The organism is Sinomicrobium endophyticum, from assembly GCF_052983315.1.
The window spans coordinates 1-26,309 of record NZ_JBRKIS010000057.1 but is presented as its reverse complement, the minus strand read 5'-3'; the positions used below and the strand labels follow the sequence as shown (position 1 = coordinate 26,309).

Genomic DNA, 26,309 nt, shown 5'->3' with positions numbered 1-26,309 from the left:
GGAGAATATAAAGAAAGAAGAATTATGTCAGCCAAATATATTACTGCATTATGTCTTATGGCATGCTTATCCGGTTACGGACAGGAAAATACGGAACCCGTAACCCTGGAATACTGTATAGAAACCGCTTTCCGGAACAACCTGGACCTGAAGAGTTCGCACCTGAAAGCGAATACCTCCAGGGTAAATTACCGGCAATCCAGGTTCAATATCCTGCCCAATGCCAATGCCAGCTACAACCTGGGAGTTACCAATGGCCGGAGCATAGACCCGTATACCAATAGCTACCTGGACCAGCGACTGACCTTTTCCAACGCGGGACTTCAGCTGAACCTCACGGTCTTTAACGGATTCCGGCTGCTCAATACCATCCGGCAAAATCGCTACAACCTGCAGGCCTCCGAAATGGAAGTTCAGGAAGCGCGCCAGAACCTGGTACTGGACGTTACCCTCGCTTACCTTCAAATATTGAATAACAGGGAACTTCTCAAGCAAGCCAAAACAAGAATGGAAACTACCGAACAACAATTACAAAGACTTGGTTCCCTTTATAATGAAGGCTCCGGGAACCCTGCAGACTTCACCGATATGCAGGGACAACTCGCCCTGGACAAAACTACGGCCATACAGGCCGAAAACAGTCTCAAAGCCGCTGTCCTCAATCTTTATCAGTTATTGAATATGGAAAATAAGGCGAATATCACTTTTGCCGGAATAGAGACTGCGGATACCATGCAACAATATCCGTTGTCTGCCGAAGAAGTATTGGCAGACGCCCTGGCCAACCTGGCTACTTTCAAAGCAAAGGAACTCCGCATGGATGCTGCCAAAAACGGGGTAAAAGTGGCCCGGGCAGGCTACATCCCCACGATCTCGGTATTCGGCGAACTGAATACCAACTATTCCAGCGCTGCAGAATTCCTGAATGAAACCGGCACATCCATCGAGGAAACCGGGGATTTTGTTTCCGTTGACGGACAGGATTACCCGGTGCTACGGGAAGAGACACATCATGTGGGAGAATCTATAAGTTACGAAGACCAGTTTAACAACAACCTCAGCACTGCCATAGGACTGTCCGTAAATATTCCTCTTTTTAACGGGTTCCGTGCCAGGAATAACGTGGCCCTGGAAAAAATAAAAATGGAGGAATCCCGTATAGACCTGGAAAATACCAGGCTGCAACTCAGACAAGCCATTGAACAGGCACACCTGGATATGCAGTCCGCTTTTGACCGCTATCACGTCCTTACCGGCCAGGTAAAAGCTTATGAAGAGTCCTTCCGCGTTAATGAAGTGCGGTTTAACAACGGCGTATCCAATATTGTAGAATATATTACGAGCAAAAACAATATGGATAATGCCAGGATAGGACTGGCCAACGCAAAATACGAATACCTGCTCAGGCTGCGGGTACTGGAATACTACCGGGGGATATAAAAGAATTACTCATACGATACGCCTTAACCTTCTACCTGTTCTCCCGGCACCTGTTTGAATTCAAGATTTTAGTATATGCAAAAATTGTTTTAAGCGGGTTTCCCGAAAATCAATTTAACTCCAGCCATTTCGACTAAGCTCCCTTCAGGGCAATGTCATTTAGTTAGTACTGTAATAGACTGAAAAAGAGGTGTATTCTATATTTTATTAGAAAAACATACAAGCTCCTCCCTTGTGATGAATCTTGTCCGCCGAAGGAGGAGGGAGGTACCCGAGCGAAGCAACGGGTGGAGGGTTTTGAAAGCCCAAACCATAGGGGTAATCCCAAACGTTAAGGCAAACACGCCAAAGTCCGGGCGGGTCAAAACTCCCCGTCCCGCAAAGCGGTCCCCCCCTCTTCTCCCGAATTATCGGGATTATCGAGAGGGGTAAAACTGATTTTCCAGGAAACCCGGTTAAAACAATTTTTATTATATACTAACTAAATTCCGGGCGTAAAAAACACTCCTAGAAATTCCCTTTATCATCCTGTTGTATGGACATTTTATTATCCAGAGGCGAGTAGATCTTTTTCGGGAATTTGTCCTCCCCGATGACATCTTCTATTTGTTTGTAGAGAAATTGCAGGTGTATCCTGGTCATGGCATCGCGGGTAAAGGGAATACTTGTTCGTAACCTGCCTTCCAGGGTTATGAGGTTATCCAGGGCTATGGCCCTTACATCCGTGTGCAGGGTCCTCCCTTCGGATAATTTGGCAAGGAGAGCATCGATAAAACCACCTTGCGGCTCCTTGGGATTGTACAAGGTAAGCATATTGGCTACATAAGCTTTCTGAAGGCTTCTGCGGTAAGCATTTATCGGTGCATTAAAATCCAGTTCTTTCCAAACGAGTTTGTTTACTTCTTCTACAAATTCTTCGGGAGTATACGGTTCCTCATACTGGTACCTGTCGGCAATAAATTCCATCCGGCTGAGCCTGCTACCTCCCAGCAATGTGGTCATTACCCCTTCCATGGTCTGTGAAAGATCTTTCTTAGACAACGGTGCTTCTATTTTATTGAGAATATCTCTGTACAACAACCACGACGGCTCATGAAAAACATATGTGTCTACAAAGGCAAGGGCTTCCTTTTGCATTTCTTTCGGAACGGGCCTGTAAACATCTCCTTCATCTCCAACAGTCTTGGGTGTAACATAAAGGCCCCCGATATTCTTAAGCGTATGAGAAATATATTTGTTGTACTGTCTTAAGACCGCGTCATAAACTTCTTTGAGATTGTCATAGTTGTCACTTTCGTTCTCACTGGTCCACCGTATCAGCTGTGGCACTATACGCTGCAGGTTCTTTATCCCGTAAAAACCGGCTATGATGGCATTGTTCCCCAGGTCTTCCGACTGGGACCTCGGGTCAAAGTCTCTCCCCTCACCTCCGAACCACAGTCGGGGATTTGCCGCTATGCTGTCCGTAGCCCATTTACTCAAAATTTCTTTTTCCTCCTTTACGGATTTTTGTCCCGGAAAAAGGGAATATCCCCATTGTATTGCCCATTTGTCATAATCTCCTATCCTCGGCATCAATCCGTTAAGGGATATGCTGTCTTCCGGCTGGGCGACGTAATTGAAACGGGCATAGTCCATAATAGAACTTGTGTGTCCGTGTTTTTCCAGCCAGGCGCTGTCTCTCAGTTTTTCTACCGGCGTGGCATAACTGGCTCCCATGTTATGCCGTAATCCGAGAGTATGACCTACTTCATGCGAAGCTACAAAACGGATAAGCTGCCCCATGAGGTCATCTTCAAACTCCATCTTTCGCGCACGGGGATCAATCGCCCCGGCCTGAACCATATACCAATTGTGCAGCAGGTTCATAACATTGTGATACCAGCCTATATGACTTTCCATGATCTCACCGCTACGGGGATCCACGATATTGGGTCCGTAAGCATTCTTTGCCGGTGAGGCAAAATAGCGGAGTACGGAAAATCTCGCGTCTTCCAGGCTCATACTGTCATTATCCACAGGCCATTCTTTTCCTACGATGGCATTCTTAAATCCCGCCTGTTCAAAAGCCTTTTGCCAGTCGTTAATCCCCTGAATAAGGTAAGATCGCCATTTTTCGGGCGTTGCAGGGTCTATATAAAACACAATGGGCTTTTTGGGTTCTACCGTTTCTCCCTGTTCCCATTTGAGAATATCTTCTTCTCTGGGCTCCAGTCTCCACCGGTGAATATATATATTGCGGTCCGCCCGTTGCTGATCGTCCCCGTATTCCCAGTAAGAACTGGCAAAATATCCCACCCTGGGATCGTAATAACGCTTTTTCATGGGGACTTTCGGCAGCAATACTATGGAATTGTTTATCTCTACCGTAACCACTCCCGAGAGGATCGCAGCCGGAAGGTTCTTGCTCTTGTCTTCGGATATTCTTGCTTTATATGTTTTTACGGTCTTTATCTCCGTATTTATAGGATAGGTATTTATGGTCCGGATATAGGATTTATCCCTTTCCAGCGAAGTGAGATTAAAATCCTTTTTTTGTTTTTCCGTAAGACTGAGTAATGGGTTTTCGCTATTTATAAAATCCGTAACATCAATGACATAAGCACCATTTTTTTCATTTACGGCCTTAATATCGAAGGCTTCAAGGATGGGAGTGGCATTGGAACTCGTAACCGCTTTGGAAATAGCATCCTCTTCATTGGCCTGGCTCACCAGGGTTTGGATACGCAGGAATATTTTATTGGAAGGTCCTTTTTCAAACCAAATGGTCTTTTCCCCTATCTCTTCTCCCCCGTAGTTAGTTGCCCCGGCCGGAGTTTTGATAAACCTGCTCACTACAAGCATCTCTCTTTGCAGTAAACTGTCCGGGATCTCAAAATAATACTTGTCTTCTACCCGGTGAACATCTACCAGTCCTTTGCTGCTGACCGCTTCTTTGGATATGATCTTGTCGTAAGGTTTCGTTTCCGTAAAGGTATAGGCATCTCCGGAAGAACGGAGTGCACCGCCCTTTTTACCCAAAATACCACAAGAACTGGTAAGACACAATAGCCCTAAAAATCCGATCAAATACTTTTTCATAGTCTCCGTTTTTGTTTTTTTTGATTAGGATTTACGGTCAGGAGGTTTATATACCTTTATTTCTGATCCCGGGATAAAGAAGCTATCCCTTATGCTCCGAACAGAGGATAACACCCTGGGCTATTATCGTAAATAAGCACTTTTTAACGGCGAACTCGTTTAAACTTTTTCCCTTCCGAACTATCGGGATTATCGGAAGGCTGCAAAATACCATTCCCCGGATAATTGCTCCGGGATCACGTTTTCCGAAATCACGTAACAGATCAACTGAGAATCCATGTCCCGGAAAAACACACACAAATAAAGCGGTAAATACAATTTTCCAATAAAGCTAAGAAAAAAAATACGGACAAACAATTGACTACCCCGGATATATGCTGCCTTTAAAATAAAATTAACGCTCATTTTCTTTGCTTCGGGAAAACCCGGTTTTCTTTGGCTATCCCTCTAAATCACAAGATTTTCGCCGGTTTCCGGATTTTTATATCCGGAAAAACCCGGAAATAACAAAATCAACCCTTTTTTTGTTATTTAACAATAAACATCGAACTCCTTTCTCCTCTTTATAAAAAAATATTTACTTTTATGCGAATTTCATTGATCCGATGCATTTTTAATGCAATCGATTCCGTAAAATATTATCAAGTTTTGAACCGACGAAATTTTATAAAAAACAGTACCCTGGGCACGGGAGCTCTTTTATTTTCCGGAGCTGTTCTGCCAGGCATGACCGGCACCGGGAACGACCGGGTATACCGCATAGGAATTATAGGGTTCGGCGATCGGGGCAGTGGCCTGTTTGGCGTTCTCCGGGACTTCCCCGATAAATTTGAAGTCACCGCTTTGTGCGATCCGCTGGATATGCGTATAGCCCGTGCCCGTAAAATGGCAGACACGAATAAAGTTAAACTGTACAGGGATTATCGCGAACTGCTCGACAATAAACACATAGATGCGGTGATCATTGCCACCCCGTTGAATACACATTACCAAATTGCCAGGAATGCGCTCGAAGCGGGAAAACATGTACTGCTGGAAAAGGCGATGGCTTTCACTACCGATCAGGCCATAGACCTGGCCAGGATTGCCAAAAACCATCCCCGGCAAACACTTCAGATAGGTCACCAATACCGTTACTCTCCCCTCTATTATAAAGTACGTAACATGATACGGGAGGGCTATCTTGGCAAAGTTACCCAGATAGATGCCCGGTGGGACCGTAACTGGAACTGGCGCAGGCCCGTTCCCGATCCCAAACTGGAAAGAAAGATCAACTGGCGGATGTACAGGGAATATTCCGGCGGATTACCGGCCGAACTCCTCTCCCACCAGATGGATTTTATACACTGGGCCTTTGACTGCCTGCCCGATACCATTTACGGCACGGGAGGTATAGACCGTTATAAAGACGGCCGCGAAACCTACGATAACGTACAGGTAAACGTCCGTTACGAAAAGGAAGGAATGATAGGTAACTTCGGCGCTACCTGTTCCAACCAGCACGATGGCTACTCTTTCCGTATCAAAGGCTCCAGGGGAATGATATCGCTCCTCGTCAACGACGGTATCTTTTATCCCGAACCGGAAACCAGACAGGAACTCGAAGAAGTGGACGGTGTAAGCGGTGCTACCAAACTCACCTGGAACGATGATAAAAAAGGTATACGTCTGACAGATTCAAAACTCAAAGACGGAAGCTATTACGCCTTTGAAGATTTTTATAAAGCCATTTCCGAAAATACCCTCCCCGATTCCAATGTATACACCGGGGGTACCACGGCCATTTGTGTAGCTCTGGCCAATGCTTCCATATACAGCGGGGATATCAGGAAATGGAAACCGGAATACAACCTTTCTCCGGACAGCACCAATAAAAGAACAGCCGGAAGCCACCGGGGGAAAAAATCCGGCGAAGGCTGACGAAAAAACATAAACAACCACAAACTTTAACACCTGCTTATATTTATTAACCATCAAACCTATTTAAAAACATGCGAATACTAAGTATCCTCGTCTTAGCTGCCACAACTACTTTCTGCTTCACACAATGTGCACCCGAAAAAAAGACCCCTCCGGACGGATGGACCTATCTTTTTGACGGAAAGACCCTGGACGGTTGGAAACAGGTGGCAGGACAGGCGGAATATACCGTAGAAGACAGCGCCATTGTAGGGATAGCCAAAGCCGGTAGTCCCAACACCTTCCTGATCAGTGAAAAAGAATACGGTGACTTTATCCTGGAACTGGACATCAAGGTAGAACACAAGTCCAGCAATTCCGGTGTCCAGTTCCGCAGTAATTACGATCCGGACGGACGGGACGGCAAAGGGCTCGTATACGGGTACCAGGCCGAATTAGACCCCTCGGACCGAGCATGGTCCGGCGGAATCTATGACGAAGCCAGAAGAGGATGGCTCTACCCGCTTTCCCTTAACCCCGAAGCCCGTAAAGCATTCCGCCTTGGTGAATACAACACCTACCGGATAGAGGCCATCGGAAATGAAATAAAAACCTGGATAAATGGTGTGGAAACCGCCTATCTCATTGACAGTACGGCCACCAAAGGCATCATAGGCCTCCAGGTACACAGTATAAACAAAGCAAAAGACGAAGGGAACAAGACCTATTTTAAAAACATCCGCATCAAAACGGAAAATCCGGAACCCACACCGTTCAAAAAAGACGTTTATGTAGTGAACGATCTCAAAAACCAGCTTTCCGGTTACGAAAAAGAACACGGCTGGAAACTGCTCTTCAACGGCAAGAACAGCGATGGATGGGTAGGTGCCTATAAAGACAGTTTTCCCGACTTCGGGTGGACCATAAATAACGGAATACTCACCATAGAAGCTTCCGATGGCGGTGAATCTACCAATGCCGGAGATATTGTTACCACAAAAGAATACAGTGCATTTGACCTTTCTTTCGATTTTAAAATCACGGAAGGAGCCAATAGCGGAGTCAAATATTTTGTCACCCTCTCCGAAGGTAATGAAGGTTCTGCCATAGGGCTGGAATATCAGATACTGGACGATGAAAAACATCCGGACGCAAAAATGGGGAGAGATGGTAATCGTACCCTCGCATCCCTGTACGACCTCATCACGGCCGACAAGCAACCGAGATTCGTAAAACCGGTAGGAGAATGGAACAAAGGTCGTGTAGTAGTATCTCCGGACAACAAGGTAGAGCACTATCTCAACGGTATTAAAGTAGTGGAATACCAACGCGGCTCCGAAGCCTATCGCGAACTGGTAGCGCAAAGTAAATACGAAAAGTGGAAAGACTTCGGAGAAGCCGAAAAAGGACATATCCTGCTACAGGACCACGGTGATGAAGTGAGTTTTAAAAATGTCCGGATAAGGGAATTGGACTAAACCTCCGGACTTGCAGTCCGGAAGTTCGGAAAGAGGTCGTCTAAAAAGTCGCAAAAATAGTAAAAACCACAAAGGGCTCGGAGTAGGCACAAAGCACTCAAAGTATTAAACATATCATAATTATGCGCTTACAACTTTGCGCTCTTTGTGTATTCTTTGTGATCTTAGTGGTTAAAAGACTTTTCAGACATCTCCATGGTTATCAGGTCACGGAGTTATTCAGACAACACACAAAAACTCCGCAACCAGGTAAACTGTATACAGAAGCTTTTTTTCTAAGTCAGCTACCTCCAGCTCAAAACACTAAATAATGGAACGAAGAAAATTTATAAAAAATTCCGCCCTGGCAACAGCAGGGCTTACCACTATGGGGACCATGGGCTTTACTGCCAAAAGTTACAGCCGGATCATCGGCTCCAACGATCGCCTGAACATAGCCGTTATAGGATTGGGCAGAAGGCTCGGTGCTTTTTTTGAACCTATCGCCAGAAAAGAGAGCAATGTGGAATTATTATATCTGTGCGATGTAATGAAATCGCAGCGCGAAAAGGCGGCAGAACGTTTTAAAGAACATATCGATTACAGCCCGAAACTGGAAAACAGTATTTTTAAAGTACTGGAAGATAAAAACGTAGATGCCATCATCAATGCTACACCCGACCATTGGCATGCACCGGGAACCTGGCGTGCCCTGGAAGCCGGAAAACACGTTTATGTGGAAAAACCGTGCAGCCATAACCCGAGAGAAGGTGAATTGCTGGTAGCCTATCAGAAAAAATACAACCGGGTGGTCCAGATGGGTAATCAACAGCGTTCTGCCGAACCCAGCATAGAGATCATCGGTGAGATCCACAATGGTATTATAGGCAATCCGTACCTGGCCGTTGCCTTTTATACGGCCAACCGCGGAGAAGTAGTCGTTCCCAAAAAGGCACCTGCTCCGGAAGGACTGGACTGGGACTTTTTCCAGGGGCCATCGCCCAGGAAAGAATACATGCACGACACCTGGAACTATAACTGGCATTGGTATGGCTGGGATTTCGGCACGGCAGAAACAGGAAATAATGCCACACACGAACTGGATATCGCCCGCTGGGCCCTCCAGGCAGAATTCCCTAACAAAGTAATCGTCAATGCGGAAAAACGCCACTGGCCGGAAGACGGATGGAGCATGTACGATACTATGGACGCCACTTTCGAGTTCGACAACCAGAAGACCATAAAATGGGACGGAAAAAGCCGGAACGGGTACAACACATACGGTAAAGGCCGCGGAACCATTATTTACGGCACCGGGGGAACCGTATTTGTAGACCGGGAAGGATATACGCTCTATGACCGGAACGGCAAACCCATAAAAGAACGTACTTCCGAAGGCGGGGAAGCCGGAACACAACTCGGAGGAGGTGGTGATATTTCGACAACACATGTCATGAATTTCTTCCAGGCCATCCGCGGAAAAGAGCAACAAAAGTCCCCTATAGACGAAGGTGCAAAAAGTACCCTGTTATGTCACCTCGCCAATATGGCATACCGTACCGGGGAAGTCCTGGAATGCAACCCGAAAAACGGGCATATTACCAACAGCAAAAAAGCAAAAAAACTCTGGGGCAGGACATACGAACCCGGATGGGAACCTCAGAACCTGTAACGAAAATCCCTTGAAAAACGCACTACGCCGTATTTGCAGAAAATTTGCAGGTACGGCTTTTTAATACCCGCGCACAGGGCAAACGCATCATGTGTACAGTATGTGGAAATGTGGGAATGTGGGAATGTGGGAATGCGATAAGGTGACCATGGGTAAAGGAGTTTGGGAAATGGGAGGATAGAGATTGCTGGGGTGGCCGGGAGACCAGGTGCCTTGCAGCCCCCACTCAAGAATGCAAACCTGGAGCCTGGAAACCCGGTGGCTTCGGTACATCCCGAACGCAGTTCGGGACACTCAGCCACCTCCGTTTTGGCTTTAAAAACTGGAACATGGAACTGAAACCTGCCCTTCGGCTTTAGTTCCTGCCCGTCCGGCGGGTATCCTGAATTTATCAAAGGGCTCAGGGATCCATGCCCAAAGCTGAAACCTGCAACCTGCAACTTGGAACCTGTAACCTGTAATTTGAAACCTATACCTTGAACTATTCATAATTTTATAATGCATTTGCCCTGTCCCCGAAGACCCCGTTCTTAAATCTCTGTGTATCTTTGTAATATACATTAACCGCAAAGAACATGAAAATATATACCAAAACCGGGGATAAAGGCACGACAGCCCTTTTTGGAGGTACCCGTGTACCCAAACACCATATCCGCATTGAAACCTATGGTACGGTCGACGAACTCAATTCCTGGATAGGATTGATACGCGACCAGGAAGCCGGTTCGCAACGGGAAGTATTGCTTTACATCCAGGACCGGTTGTTCACCCTGGGCGCCATCCTGGCCACCGACCCGGAAAAAGCCGTACTGAAAAGCGGTAAACAACGCCTGGACATTCCCCGGATCTCCGAAGAAGATATCGTAGCCCTGGAACGGGAAATGGACCTTATGAACGAAGAACTCCCCCCCATGACACATTTTGTACTGCCCGGGGGCCATACCACCGTGTCATATTGTCATATTGCCCGCTGTGTTTGCCGAAGGGCAGAAAGACTGGCCACCCAACTATATGATACAGAATCGTTTGAAGAGACCCTTCTCCCCTACCTCAATCGTCTTTCGGACTATCTCTTTGTGTTGGCACGAAAGTTGTCCCACACGTTGAAAGCCGAGGAAATAAAATGGGTCCCGGAAAAGGGAAACCCGGAATAGAAAACATGTATTCCCGACAAACATCCGAAGCGCAACATCCTGAAAATACCGATATAAACACACCGTATGCAATACGGAATCGGGGCTAAAGAGAAAAACTTGCCGATCTCACAAACAAGGATGTATTTTATTACTTAAAAGACAATAAAACACGCGTTTCATTACGTTCTTAAAATTAATGCGTAAATAAAGTAGTTTTAACTTGACTTTTTAGTTTAAAAATTTATTTTTGCAAAAAATAAAAAACGAATAGCTCATGTATTGGACATTAGAACTTGCATCCTATCTGAGTGATGCACCTTGGCCGGCTACAAAAGACGAATTGATCGACTATGCTATCAGAACGGGAGCTCCGCTGGAGGTAGTGGAAAACCTGCAAGCCATGGAGGACGAGGGGGAGATCTATGAGTCTATTGAAGAAATATGGCCGGACTATCCTACAGAGGAAGATTACCTCTGGAATGAAGATGAATATTAACACGATAAAACAAACTAAAAGTCTCTCAAGAGGCTTTTTTTTTGCTCATTAGTATAAAAAACTGTTTGGACTTTGTTTCTTATCTCGATAATTATCGGGATCGGGGATTATAGTGCATCCTGCCCGCCAGCAGGCGGGTTTTCGTCAAATGAAGATATTGGAGACGTATAAACGAACCACAAACAGTCCGAAAAACAAGAGATTCGGAGGTTAAAAAACCTGACGGTTTTCCCCTCCGAATCCCTGCATATCCATGCACCGCCGCACTGTTTTTTTTCATTAGCTTTGTAAAAAGTTAATTGAAAGATCGGCAAGGCCGTGATGACTATGCACCCCAACGGGAGAAAACGTACATAACCCTCCCTGTTTTCAAATTAAAAACAAAACCATTATGAGTTTACTGAATTCTGTTCTCAAAGCTTTTGTAGGAGATAAGGCGAAGAAGGATGTCAAAGAGATACAGCCATTAGTGGATAGGATCAAATCACTGGAACAACAGTTATCATCTCTGTCTCACGACGAACTGCGGGAAAAAACGACAGACTTCAAAGCCCGCTTGCGGGAAGCCAGGGCTTCTTTTGATGAAAAAATAGCACAATTGCAAAGCGAAGCCGATTCTTCGGACGATATAGACCGCAAAGAAGATATCTACGCCGAGATCGACAAACTCAACGACGAGGCTTACAAAGCTACCGAAGCCACTCTCGACGAAATACTTCCCGAAGCTTTCGCCGTAGTCAAAGAAACCGCAAAACGGTTTACCCACAACGAAACCATTACCGTAACCGCAAGTCCCTTCGACCGGGAGTTATCTGCCATCAAAGATCACGTTACCATAGAAGGCGATAACGCCGTATGGAAAAACTCGTGGGATGCAGCCGGTAAAGAAGTAACCTGGGATATGGTACATTATGATGTGCAGCTGGTAGGAGGCGTTGCATTGCACCAGGGTAAAATAGCCGAGATGCACACCGGTGAAGGTAAAACCCTTGTCGCCACATTACCCGTATACCTCAATGCCCTTACCGGGAACGGGGTACACCTGGTAACGGTTAACGATTACCTGGCAAAAAGGGATAGCGCCTGGATGGGGCCTTTGTTTGAATTTCACGGACTCTCCGTAGCCTGTATAGACAATTACCAGCCCAATTCCGACGGGCGAAGAAAAGCGTATAACTCCGATATTACTTACGGTACCAACAACGAATTCGGTTTTGATTACCTACGGGACAATATGGCCCACACACCGAACGACCTGGTACAACGTCCACACAATTTCGCCATTGTCGATGAGGTCGATTCCGTCCTCGTAGACGATGCCCGGACACCGCTTATCATTTCCGGGCCAGTGCCACAGGGCGACAGACATGAGTTTAACGAACTGAAACCCGTAGTTTCCGACCTGGTACAGAAACAACGTCAATACCTGACCGGTGTATTGGCAGAGGCAAAAAAACTGATTTCCGAAGGAAACACCAAAGAAGGAGGTTTCCTGCTGCTCCGTGTACACAGGGGGCTCCCCAAAAACAAAGCCCTTATTAAGTTCCTGAGTGAAGAAGGTGTAAAGCAGCTCCTGCAAAAGACGGAAAATCACTATATGCAGGACAACAACCGGGAAATGCCCAAGATAGACGAAGCATTGCTCTTTGTTATCGATGAAAAGAACAACCAGATAGAACTTACCGACAAAGGAGTGGAATACCTCTCCGGGGATACCGATCCGGACTTCTTTGTAATGCCGGACATAGGGATGGAAATAGCCCGGATAGAAAACCAGAACCTCCCGGTAGAAGAAGAAGCCGAACAGAAAGAAAAACTCTTCAGGGAATTCGGTGTAAAAAGCGAACGCATCCACACCATGAACCAGTTGCTGAAAGCATACACCCTGTTTGAAAAAGACACGGAATATGTTGTTATGGACAACAAGGTAATGATCGTAGATGAACAGACCGGTCGTATCATGGACGGACGGCGTTATTCCGACGGGCTTCACCAGGCGATCGAAGCCAAGGAGAACGTGAAGATCGAAGACGCTACCCAGACATTTGCCTCGGTAACACTGCAGAACTACTTCCGTATGTACCGAAAACTTGCCGGTATGACCGGTACCGCAGTTACGGAAGCCGGGGAATTCTGGGAAATCTATAAACTGGACGTGGTGGAAATACCCACCAACAGACCTATTGCCCGCGATGACAGGCAAGATCTCATTTATAAGACCAAAAGAGAAAAATACAACGCGGTTATCGAAGAAGTCACCGAACTCTCCCGGGCGGGGAGACCGATCCTTATCGGTACTACTTCCGTAGAAATATCGGAGCTACTCAGTAAAATGCTGACACTCCGCAAAGTGCCGCATAACGTACTTAACGCCAAACTCCACAAGAAAGAGGCGGATATCGTAGCCGAGGCCGGAAATCCCGGTGTGGTAACCATAGCTACCAACATGGCCGGTCGTGGTACGGATATCAAGCTCACCGAAGAAGTGAAAAAAGCCGGAGGCCTTGCCATTATCGGTACGGAGCGCCATGACTCCCGAAGGGTAGACAGACAGCTCAGAGGTCGTTCCGGACGTCAGGGAGACCCGGGAAGTTCCCAGTTCTACGTTTCCCTGGAGGATAACCTCATGCGTCTCTTCGGATCCGATCGTGTAGCCAAAATGATGGACAGGATGGGACTCAAGGAAGGTGAAGTCATACAACACTCCATGATGACCAAATCTATCGAGAGAGCCCAGAAAAAAGTGGAAGAGAACAACTTTGGTATACGTAAGCGCCTCCTGGAATACGATGATGTGATGAACGCACAAAGAGAAGTAGTGTACAAAAGACGTAGACATGCCCTGCAGGGACAGCGTCTTAAAGTAGACATCGCCAATATGATATTCGATACTTCCGAAGTGATCACAGAAGCAAACAAAGCCGCCGGCGACTATAAGAATTTCGAATTTGAACTCATCAAATATTTCTCTTTGGTTTCCCCGATTTCCGAAGAAGATTTCAATAAGATGTCCGTTCAGGAAATTACGGCAAATATTTACAAAACCGCATACAAACATTATAACGATAAGATAGAGCGCAACGCGGCAACCGCTTTCCTGGTCATCAAGAACGTTTACGAAAACCAGGGAGACAAGTTTGAACGCATCGTAGTTCCCTTTACAGACGGTACCAAAACACTTAATGTAGTCACCAACCTGAAAGAAGCCTACGAAAGTAACGGTAAAAAACTTATCTCCGATTTTGAAAAGAATATCTCCCTGGCTATCATAGACGATTCCTGGAAGACACACCTTCGTAAAATGGACGAGTTGAAACAGTCGGTACAGCTTGCCGTACACGAACAAAAAGACCCGCTGCTCATATACAAATTCGAAGCCTTTGAACTTTTCAAAAGCATGATCGAAAGTGTAAACAAAGAAGTGATAACCTTCCTGTTCAAAGGAGAACTCCCGACACAGGACAGTTCTAAGATCCACGAAGCGCGGGAAACAAAAACAAAAGACGATTACCAGACTTCCAAAGAAGAAGTACTGAATAGCGATGAAATAGCAGAAAGACATCGCAGCGCAGGACAACAGGCCCGGCCACGTCAACAGCAGACTGTCGAAACCGTAGTGAGAGATAAGCCGAAAATTGGCCGTAATGACAAGGTTACCATCAAAAATGTGATGAGCGGCGAAAGCCAGACCATGAAATTCAAACAGGCCGAGCCCCTCCTTAAAAAAGGAGAATGGGTGATTGCCGAAGAGGAATAGATTCCCTCAATATAAAATCATTTAAGAAACAGCCCGGTATGATCTGCATACCGGGCTGTTTTGCACTTTACAATTACACCGTTTAAACTTTACATCAGAACCAAGTGAAGGGCAAATGCCTACATATGATCTATTCTTCTGCTGTGATATATTTTCAGTAATGGTATCTGCACAAGTACCAGGAGCGCTATGGCCCCGATGCTATACCAAAGGAACGGAGAGATCGACGTTTTGAGAAAAGAAAAAACAGAAAAGTCCACTGTCCAGGGTTTTTCCTGTTTAAAAAGCGACAGGAAGACAATACCGGCCACCATGGTGGCAATAACACCCCATGCCGCACGGGATATTACGGGTTTATATATATTTTCCCGCTCCCCTTCCCGCTCTACCCGGCACATCACATGACTTACAAAATCAGGAGACGGCGTCTCCGTCTTGTTCTCTTTTACCGCTTTCCTTATCCGGTCTTCTTTATGTGGATCATCATATAGCATTATTCACGGATTACGCTGTTATTTTCGAGTAACCGGTACAGGAACTTCCTGCTCCGGAAAAGCTTCACTTTGACATTAGCTTCGCTCAAATTTACCACTTTTGCAATTTCTTTCACAGTCAATTCATCAAAATAATACATCCAGACCAATGCCTGTTCTTCTTCCGGAAGCAGCCTTACGGCCTGTCTTATGGCCTCATTACGGTCATTTTCCGCAATCTGTTGCAAGGCATTAAGCGTTTCTTCCTGCTGCTCTTTCACCTTTTCGGTATCACTCCAAACCCACACCCTCCCCTTAGCCTTTAACACATCAAGGCATTTGTTGTATGTGATCTTGTACAACCAGGTAGAAAATTTCGATTTTCCCCGGAATCCGGACAGGGAACGGTAGGACGTCACAAAAACATCCTGTGCCACTTCCTCCGCCTCTTCCCTGTTTTTCAATATTTTAACAGCCAGACCAAAGACCATGTCCTTGTGTCTTTCCACCAGGAAAGCAAAGGCGTTTGTATTTCCCCCGGTAACCTGCCGGATATAATAATCATCTTTATGGTTGGCCATATCATTTCATAGGACGACAAAATCCCGGTCCGGTTACAAAAAATAAGAAACTGTTTCAAATTACAGGTTGCAGGTTCCAGGTTCCAGGTTCCAGGTTCCAAGTTTGAGGTTGCAAGTTGCAGTTTGAGTCTTGCGCAGAGCGTAGGCGGCTGAGTGCCCAAGCGCAGCGATGGGTGTATCGAAGCCCCGGGTTACATGTTTCAGCCAAAACAAAGGCAGTGTCCCGGCCATCCCTGCAATTTCCATCCATCTAACTCCATCCCCTATCCTCTCATTTCCCAAACCCCTTTACCTCATGGTCACATTCCCACTTTCTCCCTTTCTCCCTTTCTCCCTTTCTCCCTTTCTCCCTTTCTCCCATTCTCCCATTCTCCCATTCTCCCATTATCAAATGCGCTACGCATAATGCGTTTATCCTAATAGATCCCGATAACAAACGGAAAGCCTGTTTTGCCACCAATACACCAAATCATTGTAAAGTAAGTTACTATTACCATTCTGTAAATGAGCAGCCAAAATGCATAAACTTAAGTAACCGCAATAAATCCCGATGTTATCGGGAACAGGTTTTTGAACTTTAACTAGATAAAAAAACCGCTTTTTGTAACCTGGAGCCTCCCGCTATCGTCATACCAGGAAAACCGATTGTTGAATATATCAAAAAAACGAACATTATGCATCAGTTACAACCCGTATTAATTTTCCTGATTATCTTTGCTACGATCTTCGGAATAACCTATCTGTATTACACTACACGGAACAAAGAACGCATGGCTCTCATTGAAAAGGGCGCCGATGCCGACATTTTTTTCAGCAAAAAGCAGAAGACCGCCCCCGTCTGGAAGATACTGATCCTCAACCTATCTCTCCTGCTCATCGGTATAGGTTTCGGCCTTTTCACAGGGCATTTGCTGGAATACATGGGTATGCAGGAAAAAATCGTTTACCCCGCATGTATCCTCATTATGGCGGGACTGGGACTCTTCCTCGGGTTCCAGATGGCGAAAAAACTGGACTGAACCCGGTGGCTTCGATACATCCCGGCGGAGCCGGGACACTCAGCCACCTCGTTTTGTGCCAAACCTGGGACTTGGAACCTACCCTTCGGCAGGTGGGTGTCCTGAGTTTACAGAAGGACTCAGGGATTCGTCTGTAACTCCAAAACTCCGAACCCATCAACTCCGAACTGTAACACAGTGGTTGATGAGTTCGGAGTTGGTTAGTTAGGGAGTTGAAACGGGAAAACCTTCCCTACAGAACTCCGGAACTCCATCCCGACATATATCGGGACTCCCAAACTTAGCACCCGATATCTTCTATCTTTATCAGGTTCCTGCGCGCAGCCGAAGGGCAATCTTCATCAATAACAACCAATCACCATAAATCACCAACGCCCCTCGTCTCCTTGTCTCCTTGTCTCCCGGTCTTTCATCCCCCTCACCTGTCTTCCCTTATATAATGCGTTTGCCCTATGCGTTTGTCCCCGGTCGTATATCGTTAATTTTTTTTACGTAAGTTTGGGCTACAAAACCCGGACCATGCATTTTAAACATCCTGAGATACTTTGGGCGTTATTCTTCCTGCTTATTCCTGTAATAGTACACCTGTTCCAGCTCCGAAAGTTTCAAAAGACCCCGTTTACGAACGTCAGGTTCCTGAAAGCAATACAGCAAAAAACACGGAAAAGTTCGCAGCTAAAAAAATGGCTAGTGCTGATGAGCAGAGTATTATTGCTCGCCTGTCTTGTTATAGCTTTTGCACAACCCTACCTGCCAAACAGTGAAGATTCCGGGAAACCAACGGAAACCGTGATCTACCTGGACAATTCGTTCAGCATGCAGGCCCGCGGCCAGCGGGGGGAATTACTCGGGCAGGCAGTAAGCGATATCCTTGCCGCAGAGAGCGACAATAGCACCGTTTCCCTTTTTACCAATGATGCCACTTATGCTAATGTAGACATCCCTTCTATAAAACAGGAATTACTGCAACTGGATTTCGCTCCCGGCAGTCCGGCACCGCAATCCGTTTTACTCCGCGGTAAAAACTTATTTGGCAAAGACAGTGCAACCCTGAAAAACTTTATCCTTATTTCCGATTTCCGGGGCTGGCCCGAAAGCAGTATACCAAAAAACGATTCCCTTATACGCTACAACCTGGTACGGTTATCTCCGCAAAACACCCGGAATGTCGCCATAGACAGCGTATACATTTCCGGAAATACCGCGGGGAACCTCGTTCTTTCCGTGAACCTTTCCAAAAACGACAGTACGGACCTGATGCTTCCTGTTTCCCTCTATAACGGCAATACTCTTATAGCCAAAACGACGGCCGGATTTGATAACCAGGGTAAAACAAAAACAGAATTCCGCATATCCGGGAACGAACCCCTGAACGGAAAAGTGGTCATTGAAGATAGCGGATTGTTATACGACAATACCATGTACTTTAATCTCAATCCCGGGGAAAAAGCAGGGGTACTTGCCATTAACCAAACAGATGACGGCTTCCTGGAAAGGATATTTACCGGGGACGAATTCCGTTTTCTTTCCACGGATATTCACCAACTGGATTACAGCCTTATTTCCGGCCAGGACCTGGTTATACTCAATGGCTTAAACACCATTCCCGCACCTCTGTTGACCGCTTTGAAAGCTTTTCACAGCAATGGAAAACACATTTTAATAATCCCTTCAATTATCCCAGACAATAACTCTCATAATCAATTATTTAACAACTTGAACACAGGCGGTATAAAGAAAATCTATACAGATGGTTTTTCTTACAAAAACGATGTTTCTACGGGAAAGTCGGCTACCCCGACGGGTAAAGAAGATATCACTGCCAAAGATCGTAAAAAAATTACGGATATCCGCATTTCTCATCCCTTGTTTAAAAATGTTTTTAACCCGGGAAAAAAGCAGCTGACCAATTTTCAATACCCCGAAGCCAGGATGGTCTTCGACCTTCAGACGGATGCGAATACCATACTGGCTTTTGAAGACGGCAATCCGTTTATGGCAGAAAAGGACCGGGTATATTTTTTCACCGCTCCCCTGGACACCTCCCATTCCAACTTCCAAAATTCACCCCTCATAGTCCCTGTATTTTACAACATTGGCAGACTATCCCTCCAAACGCCCGAATTGTACTACTTTACCGGAGAAGGCCACACCATCGACATCCGTAAACAAACCGGGCTTTCCCGGGATGCGGTTGTATCCCTGGAAAAGGACGGGGAAAGTTTTATTCCCATGCAACGGGTATTTCCCGGAAAAATACAGATCACCACGGGAGAAGTTCCTGCCAGGGATGGCATCTACCATGTAAAGAGTTCCGACAGCGTATTGCAAAACATAAGTTTCAATTACAACAGAAAGGAAAGCGACCTGCGTTATCCCTCCTTTCGCGCTTCCCCCGGTGTTTCCGTTCACCATTCGTTCCGAAACACCATGGAAGAAATAAAAAATACCGGAAGCATCCGTGAGCTTTGGAAATGGTTTGTTATTTTTGCCATCGTATTCCTCGTGACAGAAATACTCCTTTTAAAATTTTTTAAATGAACATTCTTTTAAAATCTGCCAGGATCATCCACCCGCAGAGCGAATACCACAACAAATCGCTCGATATCCTAATCAAAGACGGTATTATTTCCGAAATTGCAGATACTGTTTCTCCCCCGGAAGACACGAAAATTGTTCAACTGAAAAATCTGCACGTATCCCCGGGCTGGCTGGACACCAGTGTGAGTTTCGGCGAACCGGGATATGAAGACAGGGAAACCATATACAACGGCCTTAAAACGGCTGCAAAGAGTGGTTTTACAGCAGTATTGGTCAACCCGAATACCCACCCGGTAGCGGATACCAATGCCGATATTGCATTTTTGAAAGCAAAAGCACAGGACCATACTACCTCCCTGTACCCTATAGGCGCCCTTACCGTAAAAAGTGAAAGCGTCGACCTGGCGGAACTGTTTGACATGAAAAATGCGGGGGCCGTGGCTTTCGGGGACTATCAAAAACCCGTGAGCAATCCGAACCTGCTGAAGATCGCCCTGCAGTACGCCGGTAATTTCGGGGGACTGGTCCTCTCTTTTCCCCAGGAAAATAAAATAGCCGGAAAAGGAGTGATGAACGAAGGAGTAATATCCACCAGGCTGGGCCTCAAAGGTACTCCTGCCCTGGCCGAAGAACTACAGGTTGCAAGAGACCTGTTTATCCTGGAATACACCGGGGGAAGGCTGCATATACCAACCATATCCACCGCAAAATCCGTACAGCTGATCCGCGAAGCCAAAGAAAAAGGCCTGGATGTAAGCTGTAGCGTAGCTATACACAACCTGTTCTTCACGGACGAAATACTGGAAGAATTCAACACGAACTATAAACTTCTGCCCCCGCTGCGTGGCAAAAAAGACACTAAAGCCCTTCTGAAAGGCTTACAGGAAGGGGTAGTCGATTTTGTAACTTCAGATCACAACCCTATTGACGTGGAACATAAAAATGTGGAGTTCGACCATGCCATGTACGGAAGTATCGGCCTGGAAAGTGCTTTCGGGGCACTCCGTACCCTGCTCGATACCGACACGGTAATTACCCTGTTACAAAAAGGCCGTTCGCGCTTCGGACTGGAAGAAAATGACATCCGGCCGGGACAAAAAGCAGATCTTACCCTGTTCGATCCGGACACCGGATACGACTTTAGCGAATCCGACATTTTCTCCATGTCTAAAAACAGTGCTTTTACGGGCCAAAAACTCAGAGGCAGGGTATACGGAAGTATCGCTAACGGTAAGCCGGAAATAACCGGGGAGTAAATACAATGAAGCCTGGAATCATACAGACAAAAGAACAACCATGAGCGATACTGTAAAACAAGGAAAAAACACCGCCATCGTAAGCTACATTACCATTATTGGTACTTTAGTTGCCTTTTCCATGAATATGGAAGCCAAAAACGAATTTGCCGCCTTTCACATCCGCCAGGCTTTCGGGCTATGGATATCCTTTTTTGCCCTGGGATTTCTCATAGGTTATGCCAATAGTCTATATGCCACTATGGGACTTTATATCTTTTTTATTATATTGTTGCTCTACGGTTTTACCGGGGCTCTTTCCGGAAAGAAACAAATGGTCCCCCTGCTGGGAAAGCTCTTTCAGAAATGGTTCGGGTTTATATAGTGGGTTTTAGATTTGAGAGATTAGATTTTAGATGTGAGATGTGGGGCAGGAGGACTGACCTGAAGTCAATTACCCCGGGGGCATCCCGATCCCGATAATTATCGGGACACTTAGCGCGTAAAATCAGTCGCTTCCGAACGGATAAAAAACTACATATGCAAACACAGGAACTTTCGTTACAACATATTATACGCCCGTCCAAAACAACCGGAGAAAAAGCACCTGCGCTTTTTATGTTTCACGGTTACGGCAGCAATGAAAATGACCTCTTTTCTTTTGCTTCGGAACTTCCGGACGAACTTTGTATCATTTCCGTTCAGGCCCCTTATGCATTACCTCCGTACGGTTATGCCTGGTATGCCATCCATTTCGATTCCGAAGACGGTAAATGGTCAGACGACAAACAAGCCGTAACATCCCGCGATAAAATGGCCGGGTTTATGGATGAAGCTGTCGCCGCATATGATCTCGACGACAAGAATATTACCTTACTCGGATTCAGCCAGGGGACCATACTGAGCTATGCCCTTGCTCTTTCTTACCCCGAAAAAGTAAAGAACGTCATAGCATTGAGCGGATACATCAACGAAAAGATACTGGTGGAAAATTATGAGGAAAAAGATCATTCTCATCTATCTTTTTACTGTTCCCACGGCACGGCAGACCAGGTAATCCCTGTTGCCTGGGCCAGAAAAGCTCCGCTGTTGCTGGAAGAACTGGGTATTACACATACCTTTGAGGAATTTCCGATTGGGCACGGTGTTGCCCCACAGAATTTCTATTCCTTTCATCGCTGGCTTACCGGGCAGTTAACCCGGTAATTTTTGTTCCCGTATCATTACGGCGTGATAGAAGGTATAATTCGTATCTTTATATTTCGGACTGTCTTAAACCGAAAAGAAAGCCATGAAAATCCACACCTGCCATCCCGGAAAACAACTGTCCCAGTTTGTAAAATCTTACCTCATTATTAAGAGTGAAGACGGTATGGAAAACCTCCTGTTACCAGACACTTCCATCATTATGGCTTTTCGCATCCGGGGGCAGATAGCCTACGGAACGGGAGGAGAAATCACCCCTCTCCCCTTCTCCGTGATCACCGGGCTCCGAAAATCGCCGAGACAGGTAAGTTATGCCCCCGGATCGGCAACGATAATTGTAAAATTCCGGGAAACCGGTGCATCTGCATTCCTGCCTTTACCTGTTCACGAACTGTTCGGACAGACCGTATCACTGAACAATTTTATAACACGGGAGGAAACGGACAGGGTGGAAAACCAACTGGGAGAAACTGAAAACCATTCGCAGCAAATTGCAGTAATAGAACATTTTTTGCTTTCCCTGCTCCATCCGCCCGGTAACGATGTTGTCATCGCTAAAGCCATAGAAAAAATAGAATATAGCAAAGGATTACTCCCTATAGGGGATTTACTGGAAGGCCTGCCTTTAAGCCGCGATCCTTTTGAAAAACGTTTCCGCCGGGTAACCGGGACCTCCCCCAAGCAGTTTGCTTCCATTGTCAGAATGCGAAACATCCTTTCCTCCTCTCAAAAAGACAATTTTACTTCTGTTGCATACACTTCCGGCTATTTTGACCAGGCTCATTTTATAAAAGACTTTCGCCGCTTCACGGGCACCACTCCAACAATCTTCTTCCGTTCGGGCCCCTATTGGTAAATCAATGATTTTTTACAATTATCTCCTTGTGGGACAAGCTATTTTTGTCTGAAAAAAATCAACAAAATGAAATTTTCAAATAACATCAGCTGCTGTTTACTGCTATTGTTGCTAACCACTGTCCTCAAAGCACAGCAAGGAAACTCTTTTTCAGTACATAACCCACAAAATCCCGGAAATATGCGTGTAATGCCAACTCCTGACAAGAACAAAGAAGTAATAGAAAGATTTTATAAAGAATGCCTGAACACCGGAAATACGGACATCCTCGCTCTATTTGTTTCCGAGGATTACACCGGGCTACACAAAGGGAAAAAAGTGTATGGCCCTGCCGGCTATGCCGAGACCGTTAAAGAAATACTCATGGGGTTCCCGGATATACATTTTACCATAGAAGCTCTTATTGCAGAAGGAGACATGGTTGTTATACAGTGGATATCCGAAGGTACACACCGGCATACGGCTTTCGGTACCCCCGCTACGGGAAAAAAAGTGATTAACAAGGCCGTAACGGTTTACAAACTCCGTGATGGCAAGATCATGGAAAACCAGGTCTACCCGGATCGTTTAGGGGTTCTGCAACAAATCGGCGCCATGCCAAAACTGTGATATTCTCCCATTAATATATACCCGCATGCCGTATATGGGCGGGAGTTTGATAAACGGGCTCCCGTTTTATGCGGAAACTCCGCACTGTACCCGGTACTCAAAAAATAGCTGAAGGCTGTCTTTACCATCCTTTCAAACCGTTCCGGATAAAAAATCCTTTTCAGATAAGAAATAATCCTTCTCAGATAAGTATCTAAAAAAGAAAAGACGCTATATTCGTTCGCTACAAAATCACCTGGAGAACGCATATAAATTTAAGATCGAACACTTACCAACCTTTTCTCTGAACCTCTTTATTTACCGGTCGCGGGCAATCCTATCCGTTTTTGCATGTTACTATTTTTTGCCTGCGGCCGTGTTTATTTACGCTCTGTTCCCGGTGGCTTCGGTACATCCCGAACGGAGTTCGGGACACTCAGTCACCTCTGTAGAGGCTTTGAAAACCCAACAACTTGGAACTTGCAACTTGGACACCCGGTGACTTCGATACAACAGCCTGCGGCTGTCACTCAGTCACCTCTGTAGAGGTTTTTGCCCAAACTGAACTTGCAACCTGGAACTTGCAACTTGGAACCTGCTACCTGAAAGAAAATATGTCCGCTTATACTGTTTAAAGAAAAATCCGTATACAAAAAAGTCAACTACCTCGGGGCAAGCCCGCGAGGCATGAGGCGGAAACTATAGATTACTTTTCGACGCAAGCGTCGGAGCATTTAAATCTCACTTAGTGAGTAAAAATCCCTCTCAGATAAGTAATAATCCCTCTCAGATAAGCTTTTTCAGAAAGAGCAGATGTATATTTACCATATGAAACATTTATGCTGTGCTCCATATGGAAAATTGTTAATGTTACTCTTTTCCGCACCATTATAAATAAAAATACACCCCAAATGCGAAGCAATAACAGAAAATATTTTGTTCCCGTTACGTCAGGTATTACCAGGCTGTTAAAGTTCGGATCCTGAAACGAACAACCACAAAAAACTTTTCTCTCCCTTGCCCGTGTTAGAAGCCGTGAGCCTGCCTGCCTCTACTACTTGCCGGAGATTCCATAGCACAGAGATAACGATCTTCGGCCTCACGGCTTCTTCTTTTATCAAAACCGGAGATACAACTATACCTCTTTCTTTAGTACTTGACAAAAACCGTTTTTCGCAAAATTAAACCGGAAATCAGTTTGACCGATCCGGATATGATCGGGAGAAGACGCCGTGCTGAGCCAAGTCGAAGCAGGGGTGGACAGCTTTGCTGGGCGCGGAGTTTTGACCAGCGCGAACTTGGGCGTATATACCCAAACATTTGCGCTGATCCTATGGCCCGGGATTTCAAACCCTCCCCCCATAGCTGCGCTCGGGTACCTCCCTTCATCTGAACTACCGTGTGTACACAACTAAAGGGTTATCTTTATATTTAAAAAAATAAGATATTGGAAACATTACGGATCAAGGAACACATAGATTTCACCGATCATTTGCCAGACAAACGATTGGTAAAAAGGGGGCTACCTTATTAAGCTCCATACTCATAAGTAAAAGCAGCACTATACGTCGTATTTCCAGGGATTATGCAGAGCAACGTGCCAACTATAGATTTTTAAACAACCCAAGAGTGGAAGAACAATCGCTTATATCGGAATGCACCTCTCGCGTAAAAGAGTTAAGTAGAGACCGTGATCTTTTGGTGATCCAGGATGATACGGAATTCAATTTGTCCAAGCATTCCGGGCGATTACAGCCCCGTACAGGCCTTGGCCCCATAAGGAATACTAAGAGTATTGGTTTTTTTCTTCATCCTAGTTTGGTTCTGGATGCCACTATGCTTACTCCTATTGGTTTTTCCCATATCGATATATGGCACCGGGAAGAAGACAACGGAACTCGCCACAGCCGGCAATATCACAAGCTTCCCATAGAAGAGAAAGAATCTTTTAAATGGATTCGATCCAGTGAAGCTTCCAAAGAGAATCTGGCCTATGCAAGATCTATTACGATCATCCAGGATAGGGAAGGTGATATTTATGAGCAATTTGCCAGGATACCGGATACCAAAACTCATCTGTTGGTTCGGGCAGGTTATAACCGTAATATCAAAACGGACACCGAAAAGGTATTTGACCATTTGGCGCAACAAGAGGTTCAGGCGGTTTACACGGTTACCGTAGAAGAAGATTTACATAAAAACAGAAAGGGGCGGGAAGCAAAAATGGAACTCAAGTATAAACAGGTCGAGATTCAACGTCCCAAAAGGGCAGACAAAGCTGCTCCTAAAACACTAAAACTCTACATAGTAGAAGCCAAAGAATCCCAACATACCACACCCAAAGGAGAAGACCCCATTTGTTGGAGACTGTGGACTACTCATACTGTAGAAACCGCCGAACAAGCACAGATCATTGTTGCATGGTATAGCAGTCGCTGGTTCATAGAACAGGTCTTCAGGCTAATGAAAAAGAAAGGGTTTGCTTTAGAGGATAGCGAATTGGAAACCGGATGGGCCATACGCAAACTGGCCATAATGATATTACAAGGGGTTTTGAAATTGTGTCAAATGATGATCGCCTATGGAAAAGAAGAGAGTCAAGCTATAGCTGAAGTATTCGAGGATACAGAAGTAAAGTGTTTGGGAAAACTCAATGAAAAATTACAGGGAAATACCCTTAAAACAAAAAATCCATACCCCAGGGATCAATTAAGTTGGGCCACATGGATTATTGCTCGGTTAGGAGGATGGAATGGTTATAAATCCGAAAGACCACCTGGTCCAATAACCCTAAAAAATGGATTAGACGAATTTAACTCCATTTTTAAAGGATGGTCATTGCTAAATGGAGATGTGTACACACGGTAGTTCA

At 45.6% G+C, this 26,309-nt stretch carries 18 protein-coding genes; 15 read left to right on the top strand and 3 right to left on the bottom strand.

From position 1 onward, the window contains the following. Nucleotides 1-24: 24 nt before the first annotated feature. Complete coding sequence (locus ACVBDU_RS21080; protein WP_447181671.1) at nucleotides 25-1,440, top strand: TolC family protein; 1,416 nt, start codon at nucleotides 25-27, stop codon at nucleotides 1,438-1,440. A 507-nt stretch (nucleotides 1,441-1,947) separates the two neighbouring features. Here ACVBDU_RS21080 and ACVBDU_RS21075 read toward each other — a convergent pair. Further along, a complete protein-coding gene (locus ACVBDU_RS21075) occupies nucleotides 1,948-4,521 on the bottom strand; it encodes a zinc-dependent metalloprotease (protein ID WP_447181670.1) in 2,574 nt (857 codons plus the stop codon). Nucleotides 4,522-5,169: 648 nt separating this feature from the next. On the opposite strand from ACVBDU_RS21075, the gene ACVBDU_RS21070 reads away from it, so the two are divergent. The 6 genes from ACVBDU_RS21070 (at nucleotide 5,170) to secA (ending at nucleotide 14,938) form a co-directional block, all read left to right on the top strand. Beyond that, nucleotides 5,170-6,441 carry a Gfo/Idh/MocA family protein gene (locus ACVBDU_RS21070; RefSeq protein WP_447181669.1) on the top strand — a complete coding sequence of 424 codons (1,272 nt, stop codon included), beginning with the start codon at nucleotides 5,170-5,172 and terminating at the stop codon, nucleotides 6,439-6,441. 71 nt (nucleotides 6,442-6,512) lie between these two features. Next, nucleotides 6,513-7,898 carry a 3-keto-disaccharide hydrolase gene (locus ACVBDU_RS21065; RefSeq protein WP_447181668.1) on the top strand — a complete coding sequence of 462 codons (1,386 nt, stop codon included), beginning with the start codon at nucleotides 6,513-6,515 and terminating at the stop codon, nucleotides 7,896-7,898. A gap of 310 nt (nucleotides 7,899-8,208) precedes the next feature. Next, a complete protein-coding gene (locus ACVBDU_RS21060; RefSeq protein WP_447181667.1) occupies nucleotides 8,209-9,549 on the top strand; it encodes a Gfo/Idh/MocA family protein in 1,341 nt (446 codons plus the stop codon). A gap of 575 nt (nucleotides 9,550-10,124) precedes the next feature. Next, nucleotides 10,125-10,703, top strand: a complete 579-nt coding sequence (locus ACVBDU_RS21055; protein ID WP_447181666.1) for a cob(I)yrinic acid a,c-diamide adenosyltransferase — start codon at nucleotides 10,125-10,127, stop codon at nucleotides 10,701-10,703. A gap of 256 nt (nucleotides 10,704-10,959) precedes the next feature. Continuing rightward, nucleotides 10,960-11,181 carry a DUF2795 domain-containing protein gene (locus ACVBDU_RS21050; RefSeq protein ID WP_112373142.1) on the top strand — a complete coding sequence of 74 codons (222 nt, stop codon included), beginning with the start codon at nucleotides 10,960-10,962 and terminating at the stop codon, nucleotides 11,179-11,181. A gap of 391 nt (nucleotides 11,182-11,572) precedes the next feature. Beyond that, nucleotides 11,573-14,938, top strand: a complete 3,366-nt coding sequence (secA, locus tag ACVBDU_RS21045) for a preprotein translocase subunit SecA (RefSeq protein WP_447181665.1) — start codon at nucleotides 11,573-11,575, stop codon at nucleotides 14,936-14,938. 119 nt (nucleotides 14,939-15,057) lie between these two features. On the opposite strand, the gene ACVBDU_RS21040 is transcribed toward secA, so the two are convergent. Continuing rightward, nucleotides 15,058-15,432: a hypothetical protein gene (locus tag ACVBDU_RS21040; RefSeq protein ID WP_447181664.1), complete on the bottom strand. Its 375-nt coding sequence runs from the start codon at nucleotides 15,430-15,432 to the stop codon at nucleotides 15,058-15,060. Beyond that, complete coding sequence (locus ACVBDU_RS21035) at nucleotides 15,432-15,992, bottom strand: RNA polymerase sigma factor (RefSeq protein WP_447181663.1); 561 nt, start codon at nucleotides 15,990-15,992, stop codon at nucleotides 15,432-15,434. Before ACVBDU_RS21035 ends, ACVBDU_RS21040 begins: the two co-directional genes overlap by 1 nt. A gap of 674 nt (nucleotides 15,993-16,666) precedes the next feature. On the opposite strand from ACVBDU_RS21035, the gene ACVBDU_RS21030 reads away from it, so the two are divergent. The 8 genes from ACVBDU_RS21030 (at nucleotide 16,667) to ACVBDU_RS20995 (ending at nucleotide 26,305) form a co-directional block, all read left to right on the top strand. Next, entirely contained in the window at nucleotides 16,667-17,011 is a 345-nt protein-coding gene (locus tag ACVBDU_RS21030) for a DUF6249 domain-containing protein (RefSeq protein WP_447181662.1), read from the top strand. A 519-nt stretch (nucleotides 17,012-17,530) separates the two neighbouring features. Further along, the gene (locus ACVBDU_RS21025) at nucleotides 17,531-19,552 is read left to right on the top strand and encodes a BatA domain-containing protein (protein ID WP_447181661.1); all 2,022 of its coding nucleotides are present in this window, start codon (nucleotides 17,531-17,533) and stop codon (nucleotides 19,550-19,552) included. Further along, the gene (locus ACVBDU_RS21020) at nucleotides 19,549-20,808 is read left to right on the top strand and encodes a dihydroorotase (protein WP_447181660.1); all 1,260 of its coding nucleotides are present in this window, start codon (nucleotides 19,549-19,551) and stop codon (nucleotides 20,806-20,808) included. Before ACVBDU_RS21025 ends, ACVBDU_RS21020 begins: the two co-directional genes overlap by 4 nt. Nucleotides 20,809-20,848: 40 nt before the next feature. Beyond that, the gene (locus tag ACVBDU_RS21015) at nucleotides 20,849-21,172 is read left to right on the top strand and encodes a hypothetical protein (RefSeq protein WP_447181659.1); all 324 of its coding nucleotides are present in this window, start codon (nucleotides 20,849-20,851) and stop codon (nucleotides 21,170-21,172) included. A gap of 155 nt (nucleotides 21,173-21,327) precedes the next feature. Further along, a complete protein-coding gene (locus ACVBDU_RS21010; protein WP_447181658.1) occupies nucleotides 21,328-21,993 on the top strand; it encodes an alpha/beta hydrolase in 666 nt (221 codons plus the stop codon). Between the two features lie 85 nt (nucleotides 21,994-22,078). Next, nucleotides 22,079-22,849: an AraC family transcriptional regulator gene (locus ACVBDU_RS21005; RefSeq protein ID WP_447181657.1), complete on the top strand. Its 771-nt coding sequence runs from the start codon at nucleotides 22,079-22,081 to the stop codon at nucleotides 22,847-22,849. A gap of 66 nt (nucleotides 22,850-22,915) precedes the next feature. Next, nucleotides 22,916-23,458, top strand: coding sequence for an ester cyclase (locus ACVBDU_RS21000; protein WP_447181656.1), 543 nt, complete (start codon nucleotides 22,916-22,918; stop codon nucleotides 23,456-23,458). Nucleotides 23,459-24,883: 1,425 nt separating this feature from the next. Beyond that, nucleotides 24,884-26,305 carry an IS4 family transposase gene (locus tag ACVBDU_RS20995; RefSeq protein ID WP_447181655.1) on the top strand — a complete coding sequence of 474 codons (1,422 nt, stop codon included), beginning with the start codon at nucleotides 24,884-24,886 and terminating at the stop codon, nucleotides 26,303-26,305. Nucleotides 26,306-26,309: the final 4 nt, after the last annotated feature.

Bases quoted from the DNA above. Each gene is read 5' to 3' on its own strand.
- ACVBDU_RS21080 (WP_447181671.1), top strand. From the start codon at position 25: ATGTCAGCCAAATATATTACTGCATTATGTCTTATGGCATGCTTATCC.
- ACVBDU_RS21075 (WP_447181670.1), bottom strand. From the start codon at position 4,521: ATGAAAAAGTATTTGATCGGATTTTTAGGGCTATTGTGTCTTACCAGT.
- ACVBDU_RS21065 (WP_447181668.1), top strand. From the start codon at position 6,513: ATGCGAATACTAAGTATCCTCGTCTTAGCTGCCACAACTACTTTCTGC.
- ACVBDU_RS21060 (WP_447181667.1), top strand. From the start codon at position 8,209: ATGGAACGAAGAAAATTTATAAAAAATTCCGCCCTGGCAACAGCAGGG.
- ACVBDU_RS21055 (WP_447181666.1), top strand. From the start codon at position 10,125: ATGAAAATATATACCAAAACCGGGGATAAAGGCACGACAGCCCTTTTT.
- ACVBDU_RS21050 (WP_112373142.1), top strand. From the start codon at position 10,960: ATGTATTGGACATTAGAACTTGCATCCTATCTGAGTGATGCACCTTGG.
- secA (WP_447181665.1), top strand. From the start codon at position 11,573: ATGAGTTTACTGAATTCTGTTCTCAAAGCTTTTGTAGGAGATAAGGCG.
- ACVBDU_RS21040 (WP_447181664.1), bottom strand. From the start codon at position 15,432: ATGCTATATGATGATCCACATAAAGAAGACCGGATAAGGAAAGCGGTA.
- ACVBDU_RS21035 (WP_447181663.1), bottom strand. From the start codon at position 15,992: ATGGCCAACCATAAAGATGATTATTATATCCGGCAGGTTACCGGGGGA.
- ACVBDU_RS21030 (WP_447181662.1), top strand. From the start codon at position 16,667: ATGCATCAGTTACAACCCGTATTAATTTTCCTGATTATCTTTGCTACG.
- ACVBDU_RS21025 (WP_447181661.1), top strand. From the start codon at position 17,531: ATGCATTTTAAACATCCTGAGATACTTTGGGCGTTATTCTTCCTGCTT.
- ACVBDU_RS21020 (WP_447181660.1), top strand. From the start codon at position 19,549: ATGAACATTCTTTTAAAATCTGCCAGGATCATCCACCCGCAGAGCGAA.
- ACVBDU_RS21015 (WP_447181659.1), top strand. From the start codon at position 20,849: ATGAGCGATACTGTAAAACAAGGAAAAAACACCGCCATCGTAAGCTAC.
- ACVBDU_RS21010 (WP_447181658.1), top strand. From the start codon at position 21,328: ATGCAAACACAGGAACTTTCGTTACAACATATTATACGCCCGTCCAAA.
- ACVBDU_RS21005 (WP_447181657.1), top strand. From the start codon at position 22,079: ATGAAAATCCACACCTGCCATCCCGGAAAACAACTGTCCCAGTTTGTA.
- ACVBDU_RS21000 (WP_447181656.1), top strand. From the start codon at position 22,916: ATGAAATTTTCAAATAACATCAGCTGCTGTTTACTGCTATTGTTGCTA.